The organism is Nocardia carnea (genome assembly GCF_029869215.1).
Classification (GTDB): domain Bacteria; phylum Actinomycetota; class Actinomycetes; order Mycobacteriales; family Mycobacteriaceae; genus Nocardia; species Nocardia carnea_B.
This window is the reverse complement of the sequence record NZ_JARWPM010000032.1, coordinates 1-7,289: the sequence shown is the minus strand read 5'-3', so window position 1 is coordinate 7,289 and position 7,289 is coordinate 1. Positions and strand designations below refer to the sequence as shown.

The window sequence follows — 7,289 nt, the reverse complement described above, 5'->3', positions numbered from 1 at the left end:
GCGGCGAGCTGTGCCACCGTGGCGACCACGGGCCGGCCCTCCGGTACCCCCCCCACCCCCGCCGCCGGGCGCGACTACTGCGGCGCCCACGACTGGAGTCTGGTGGTGGCCGACAGCACCGATCAGGATGCGCTGGATGCCCTCGCCGCCCGCACCACGGCGGTGATCACCACGGTGGGTCCGTATCTGCGGTACGGGATGCCGATGGTGGCCGCCTGCGCGAAAGCCGGCACCCACTACGCGGATCTGACCGGTGAACCGCTGTTCATCCGCGAGGCGATCGATACGTATCACGACGAGGCGGCCCGCACCGGCGCGAAGATCGTGAATTCCTGCGGATACGATTCGGTCCCGTCGGATCTGAGTGTGTACCAGCTGTATCGGCGCACCGTGACGGACAACACCGGCGAACTGGGCGACACCACCTTGATCGCGACGCTGCGTGGTGGGGTGAGCGGCGGGACCATCGATTCGGGCCGCGCGATGATGGAGATCGTCGCCGCGGACAAATCCAAGGGCGCGGTGCTGAGCCATCCGTATTCGCTGAGCCCCGACAAATCCATGGAACCCGAGGTCGGGCGGCAGTCGGATCTCGTCCTGTCGCGTGCCCGCGATATCGACCCGAGCCTCGACGGCTGGGTGGGCACCTTCGTGATGGCGAGCCACAACACCAAGATCGTGCGGCGCAGCAACGGCCTGCTCGGCTGGGTGTACGGCAAGAATTTCCGCTATCGCGAAACCATGGGCGTGGGTAGTTCCCCGCTGGCGCCGGTGCTGGCGGCCGGTATCACCGGCGGTGTGGTCGGTGCGCTGGCGATCGGCGGCCTGCTGTCCCGATTCCGCGCGGGGCGCGCCGTGCTCGACCGGATCCTGCCCGCGCCGGGCACCGGGCCCAGCGAACGGACGCGGGAGAACGGCTGGTTCCGGATGCGCACCTATGCGCGCACCACCTCGGGCGCACGTTACGTCGCGACCTTCGCCGGCCAGGGCGACCCGGGCTACAAGGCGACCGCCGTCATGCTCGGGGAAAGCGGGCTGGCGCTGGCCTTCGACGAGAAACCGGAACTCGCCGGAATACTCACCCCCGCCGCCGCGATGGGCGACGCGCTCACCGAACGGCTGCGCGCTGCCGGGATGACCATCGAGGTGGAGGCGCTGGGATGAACCTCGCCCGGCGCACGATGAACGCGCCCGCGCTGGCCGCGGTCTACGAGCGGGTGTGGCGGCCGACGGTGTTCTACCTCGCCTCCGGCCGCACCAACGCCGCCGATCGCCGCTTCGCGGTGGATTCGCTACATCTGCACAGCGCCCGGCGGGCGCTGGATATCGCGTGCGGCCCAGGGAATTTCACCCGCTTCCTGAGCGAGCAGATGCCCGCGGACGGCTATGTCACCGGGATCGACTATTCGCCGCCGATGCTGGCTCGCGCACTGGCCGACAATTCCGGCCCGCGGGCCGGCTATGTGCGCGGCGACGCCCGGTTCCTGCCGTTCCCGGACGAAACCTTCGACGCGGTCTGCTGTTTCGGCGCCCTGTACCTGATCCCCGACCCGTTGGTGGCGGCCCGCGAAATGGTCCGAGTGCTCGCACCGGGCGGCCGGCTCGCCGTCACCACGAGCTACCGGCCCGACAATCCGTTCGGCGAATTGACCCGGCGCGCGGCGGGGCTGAGCGGGCTGCGCATGTTCGGCGGCCGGACGTTCCCGGAGTTGTTCGCCGCGGCCGGGCTGGTGGAGATCGACCAGGAGGTCCACCGTTTCCTGCAGTACCTCACCGCGGTGAAGCCGGCGACCGGGACGCCGAGCCGCGGCGAACACCCGGCAGCCTCCGGACGCGGGGTTTGACAGGACGCGTGTCCGGCCGTACCGGCTGCGGGTACGTGCACGGAACGCCCTGCCGCGTGGGCTATTTCACAGCCGGATCCCCAGGTGCGGTGGGTGTCCGCGGGCGCGGGTTACTACCGATCGGTAGAGTCACCCGTCGTACCAACGGTCCGGAAGGGGGATTCCAGATGCCGGTACCGGATCTCGGCCAGGGCGTCGCCCGGCGGTTGTACGCCGCGGCCACCACCGGTGGCGCGGAGCCCTTCACACTCGCCGACGATGTGGCGCTACGCCTGGCCGCCGCCTGCGACACCCTGGTCGCCGACCTCGAGGCCGCCCGGTCCGGCGGCCGGCAACTCGCCACCGCACCCGGTCTCGCGGGGTTCCCCGATCTGCCCACCGGGCATGCCCTCGCCGCCGGTTTCGCCGGAAAGGCCGCCGACTACCTCGACACACTCACCGCGCTGCAGGAAACCGCGCTCTGGTTCAAGGCCGCCTACCTGGCTGCCGCGGGGCGGCTCACCGAAGCCGATCACGCCAACCGTGCAGCCCTCGCCGTGGCCGCGGCGGCCGCCGGAGGTGACGGACATGGCTGAATCCGCCGGCACCGACCCGCCGTACGCGCCGGAGCGCGAATGTTTCGGCAGTTTCACCCATCAGGAGATCTGGGACCGGGTGCACGAGGTGCTCGATCCGGCCGCGCTGGGCGCGGCAGCCGCCGCCTGGAAATCCAATGCCGACGCCGTCGCCGCGGCCTTCGGTGCCTTCGCCGATACCGTGCGCCGCGAGTTCACCAGCTGGTCCGGGCATTCCGCGACCGCCGCCTGGCAGGCCACCCAGGAATTCGTCCGCACCGGTGAAGCGACCCATGAGGTATGCCGGGCCGTGCAGCGCCTGATGGAAGGCAATTCCGATGCGGCACAGACACTCCGGGCCGCATTGGTGGCCCCGCAGCCGTATCGCCCGCTCGACGACCCCGCCGCCGAAGCGGTACACGGCGGCCGGCGGCGGATGGAACACGATATCGCCTCGGCCGCGGCCACTGCCGACGCCCAGGCCGCGATGACCACCCTCTATCTCCCGACCATCCCGGTCTCCGGCGATCGGGTGCCGAGTTTCCCCGACACCTCCACCGGCGCGGACCGCGGGGGCGCACGCCGGTGAAATGGATATTCACCCCGGACGAATTCAGTTACGTCTGGGCCAACGAGACGGGTTCGGACCGGCGCCCCTACCCGGTGAACCTGGCGCCCGCCAGTACGGTGCGCACCGAATCCGAACTGGCCGCCCTGCGATTACCGCAGCGGTTCGCCAGACAGGCCGACCCCGATCTGGCAGCCGCGCTCATGCTCTGCGCCCGCCCGGACGCCACCGCCGTCACCATCTCCGGAGAACGCTCGGTGCTCCCCCGCAACGGCGAACAGCCCGATACCGAGCAGATCCTCGGCTTCGCCGCCGTCATCGATCACCACGCCGCCGTCCTGCACGCCACCGCCACCAAGGTCACGGTGCATATGTGCCATGCGCGGGACCTCGGAAGCCGGCTGGTCGCGCTGATCGGTTCCGCCCGTCGCGGCACCCACGGACCGCTGCGCGAACCGCAGGACGCGGTACTCACCGATGCCCCTATCCCGGGTTGCCGGGCGTCCGGCGATGCCGCCCGGTTCCGCACGACACTGCGTCAACCGGTGGACTGCCGCGGTTTCATCACCGTCACCGTCGCCCCGGACGATCCGATGTCGCCGCCCACCCGGCACCGCAGCTGGCTGGATATCCGCGACGACGGCCGCTACCTGCTGACCACCGCCGATGTCCTGGTCCTCGATCCGGTCGGTGATACCGAATTCGCGGACCGGCTGCTCGGCCTGGCCGGAATCGCCGGGAATACGCCGGGGCTGTGATACTTCTCCGATGACCGAGCACTGGACGGACAGCGCCAGCCGGGTACTGCGCGCCGACGGTCTGCGGATCGCCGACCTGGACACCTCCGCCCGCCCCGGCTTCCACGGCGGCAAATCGGACGGCAAGCGGCTGCTCGCCGAACGCGGCCAGGTGCTGGCAGCGCAGCAGGAATTGCTCTATGCCAACGGCCGCGCCGGGGACCGGCGCAGTGTCCTGCTGGTCCTGCAGGGTATGGACACCGCCGGCAAAGGCGGGATCGTGCGCCATGTGATCGGCTCGGTGGATCCGCAGGGCGTCGATCACATGGCCTTCGGCGTACCCACCGAAGAAGAGCAGCGACATCATTTCCTGTGGCGGATCCGCCGCGCCCTGCCGCGCGGGGGGCAGCTGGGCGTGTTCGACCGGTCGCATTACGAAGACGTGCTGGTCGCGCGGGTGCACGGGCTGGTACCGGAACATGTCTGGCAGGGCCGCTACGAAGAGATCAACCAGTTCGAGCGGGAACTGACCGACGCCGGGACGACGCTGGTGAAGGTCGCGCTGTTCGTCTCCCTCGACGAACAGAAGAATCGACTGCGCCAGCGTTTGGAACGACCGGAGAAGTACTGGAAATTCAACCCCGCCGATATCGACGAACGCGGCTACTGGCCCGCCTACCAGGAGGCCTACCAGGCCATGCTGGACCGCACCGGTACCGGCTACGCGCCCTGGTACGTCGTGCCCGCGGACGCGAAGTGGTACGCGCGGCTGGCCGTCACCGAACTGTTGATCGAAGCGCTGCGGACGCTGGACCTGAGCTGGCCCGCGCCCACCTTCGATCCGGCGGCCGAACTCCGCCGCCTGGAGAACTCCTGAGCGGCCCGCACGCGGCGGGTTGTGGAAACTCTCAGCTACGGGGGCAATGATGGGGGCGGTGCGCCGGAGACTCCGGCCCCCCGCCGCAGCTACCACCGGGCGGGGCACCCAGGTGAGCGAAAGGCGTGGTGAACGCACGGTGAGCAAGAAACCCGGGCGGCCGAACCCCCAGAAACCCGGGCGGCCGAATCCGCTGGCGGCGGCCCAGCGCGCGGAGCGCAAGCGCAGAATCGCGATACAGGTCGGCGTCACCGCGGTCTTGGTGGCGCTGGTCGCCGCGATCGGGATCGGGCTGGCCGTGCGGAACTCGGGTTCCGACTACGACGGGCCGGTACCGGCGGCGGCCACCGAGAACGGCGCCATCCGGATCGGGCAGCCGGACGCGCCCGCGAAGGTCCGGATCGTCGCCGATATGCAGTGCCCCGTCTGTAAACAGTTCGAGGCCGATCACAGCGAACTGCTGAATCAGGCCGTCGCCGACGGTGACGCCGTGATCGAGTACAACATCGTGGGCTACCTCGACCGGGCGTCCACCACCGAATACTCCACCCGGGCGGCCAACGCCTCGTACTGCGTCGCCGACCGTGGCACGGACAACTATCCGAAATGGCTCGAGCTGATGTTCCAGCAGCAGCCGCCCGAAGGGGGCGCCGGCCTGACCGACGAGCGGCTGATCGCCATCGCACACGAGGCCGGGTACACCGATCCGGCGGTCGACACCTGCATCACCGACGGCACCTACAAAGGTTATGTCGCGGCCATGTCGGATAAATCGCTGAACGACGACGGTATCGACGGAACTCCGACGGTGTTCGTCAACGGCGAGCAAGTACAGCTCACCGGCAAACAGGACGGTTCCGGCTTCGACACCACTCCCTTGGCCACGGCGATCCAGGCGGCTGCGGGCCAGTGATCACGACCTCCCCGCGCGCAGCCTGGATCATGCTCCTGACCGGCCTGGCCGGCTGGGTGGCGGCGCTGGTCCTGCTTGTCGAAGATTTCAAACTGCTCAGCGATCCAGGATATGTGCCGTCGTGCAGTCTCAATCCGGTGCTGTCCTGCGGGTCGGTGATGGTCACCGACCAGGCGCAGGTACTGGGATTCCCCAATCCGATCATCGGAGTGGTGGGGTTCTCGGTGGTGGTCACGCTGGCCGTGCTCGCCGTCGCCGGTATCGGCCTGCCCCGCTGGATCTGGGCGGGTCTGTGGCTGGGCACGGCCGCCGGGACCCTGTTCATCTGCTGGCTGATCTTCCAGAGCCTCTACCGGATCAACGCCCTGTGCCCGTACTGCATGGTCGTATGGGCGATCATCACACCGCTGCTGGCCGTTCTCACCGAGCAGTTGTGGGGTAACGACCGGGGTGCGCTCCGGGTGGTCGCGGAATGGCGCTGGACCTTCGTCGCCGTCTTCTACGCGGTGGTGCTGGTACTGGTGTTCCTGCGCTTCCAGGATTACTGGCTGTCGCTGTTCTGACCACGCTAGCCCGGCGTACCGGCGACCAGCCGCACCGAAACGACCCGCTCACCCCCATCGACACCCAGCACCCCCAGCCGCACCACCTCGGCGGGGCGGCGGGTATCGATCGCCATCCGCAGCGCGCGGGCGCCGGTGACGGCACGATCGTCGATCGAGATGATGATCTCGCCACTCACCAGCCCCGCCTCCTCGGCCGGCAGCCCCGGGATGGCCATATCGATCCGCGCGCCGCGCGGACCGGCATCGGAGATCAGCACACCCAGGGTCGCGGTGGGACCGATATGCACGGTTTCGGTGGGGGTGCCGGACCGGATCTGCCGCACCACCCGCATCGCCGAATCGATCGGCACCGCGTATCCGTTCGGCGGATCGACGGTATCGCCCGGTGGCGGGTCCCGTTCACCCGACGCCGCCGCGATCACCCCGACCACCGCGCCGGTGTGATCGGTGAGCGCGCCGCCGGACTGCCCGGAACTCACCGGTGCCTCGATTTCCAGCATCCCGGTGAGCGGCTGCCGGGACAGGTCCTGCTCGTTGAACGCCATGATGGTGCTGTCCAGATCACTGATCCGGCCGGTGACCGCGGTCGCGGTGCCGCTACCACCCGCATTGCCGATGGCCAGCACCTCGTCCCGGACCCGCAGATCCGCGGAACGGCCGATACGCGCCGTGGCGAGTCCGTCGGCGCCGGAAAGGTCGAGCAGGGCGATATCGGCGCGAGCGTCGTAACCGAGCACCTCCGCGGTGTACACGGCCCCATCGGAGACCCGGCTGACCTGGACGGTTTTCGCGCCTTTCACCACATGATGGCTGGTCAGCACCTGGCCGTCGCGGGTGAGCACGATCCCGGAACCGGCCGCCGCGGCACCGAACGGCCGCGTGGCGGCCGTGACGTTCACCAGCACCGGCGAAATATCGCGGGTGAGGCCGCGCGGGTCCAGCGGCGGGCGCGGCACCGGGCGCAGCGGAGCCACGGCCACATCCGGCCCCGCGCGCCCCAGCCCCGGAATCTCACCCCGATATCCGAAGAGCGCACCGAGGGCCAGCACGACGGCGAAAACGGTGACGAGCACCCGCCCACCACCGCTCGGCCCACCCGGACCGGTGCCCTCCCACTGGTTCCCCACCAAGCCTCCTGTGTCTTTTGGCGCCGACTCCGTCGGGGCGGGTTTTGGCCCCCCTTGGTCCCGGCTGTCAGCGCTCGACACTCGCGGCTTCGCCGCATCGCAT

The 7,289-nt window shown here is 69.6% G+C and carries 9 protein-coding genes; 8 read left to right on the top strand and 1 reads right to left on the bottom strand.

The features are described 5' to 3' along the window. The 8 genes from QH276_RS00995 to QH276_RS00960 form a co-directional block, all read left to right on the top strand. A partial coding sequence (locus tag QH276_RS00995; RefSeq protein ID WP_280406558.1) for a saccharopine dehydrogenase family protein occupies positions 1 to 1,164 on the top strand: 1,164 nt, incomplete at its 5' end. After that, a complete protein-coding gene (locus QH276_RS00990; RefSeq protein WP_280402189.1) occupies positions 1,161 to 1,844 on the top strand; it encodes a class I SAM-dependent methyltransferase in 684 nt (227 codons plus the stop codon). The genes QH276_RS00995 and QH276_RS00990, both read left to right, overlap by 4 nt. A 167-nt stretch (positions 1,845 to 2,011) precedes the next feature. After that, entirely contained in the window at positions 2,012 to 2,419 is a 408-nt protein-coding gene (locus QH276_RS00985; protein WP_280402188.1) for a hypothetical protein, read from the top strand. Next, a complete protein-coding gene (locus tag QH276_RS00980; RefSeq protein WP_280402187.1) occupies positions 2,412 to 2,987 on the top strand; it encodes a hypothetical protein in 576 nt (191 codons plus the stop codon). Before QH276_RS00985 ends, QH276_RS00980 begins: the two co-directional genes overlap by 8 nt. Beyond that, a complete protein-coding gene (locus QH276_RS00975) occupies positions 2,984 to 3,724 on the top strand; it encodes an ESX secretion-associated protein EspG (RefSeq protein ID WP_280402186.1) in 741 nt (246 codons plus the stop codon). The genes QH276_RS00980 and QH276_RS00975 overlap by 4 nt, the downstream gene beginning before the upstream one ends. 10 nt (positions 3,725 to 3,734) lie before the next feature. Continuing rightward, positions 3,735 to 4,580 carry a polyphosphate kinase 2 family protein gene (locus tag QH276_RS00970; protein WP_280402185.1) on the top strand — a complete coding sequence of 282 codons (846 nt, stop codon included), beginning with the start codon at positions 3,735 to 3,737 and terminating at the stop codon, positions 4,578 to 4,580. Positions 4,581 to 4,692: 112 nt separating this feature from the next. Further along, positions 4,693 to 5,493: a DsbA family protein gene (locus tag QH276_RS00965; protein ID WP_280402184.1), complete on the top strand. Its 801-nt coding sequence runs from the start codon at positions 4,693 to 4,695 to the stop codon at positions 5,491 to 5,493. Next, positions 5,490 to 6,056, top strand: coding sequence for a vitamin K epoxide reductase family protein (locus QH276_RS00960; protein WP_280402183.1), 567 nt, complete (start codon positions 5,490 to 5,492; stop codon positions 6,054 to 6,056). Before QH276_RS00965 ends, QH276_RS00960 begins: the two co-directional genes overlap by 4 nt. Positions 6,057 to 6,061: 5 nt before the next feature. On the opposite strand, the gene QH276_RS00955 is transcribed toward QH276_RS00960, so the two are convergent. Continuing rightward, a complete protein-coding gene (locus QH276_RS00955; protein WP_280402182.1) occupies positions 6,062 to 7,186 on the bottom strand; it encodes a S1C family serine protease in 1,125 nt (374 codons plus the stop codon). Positions 7,187 to 7,289 lie beyond the last annotated feature (103 nt).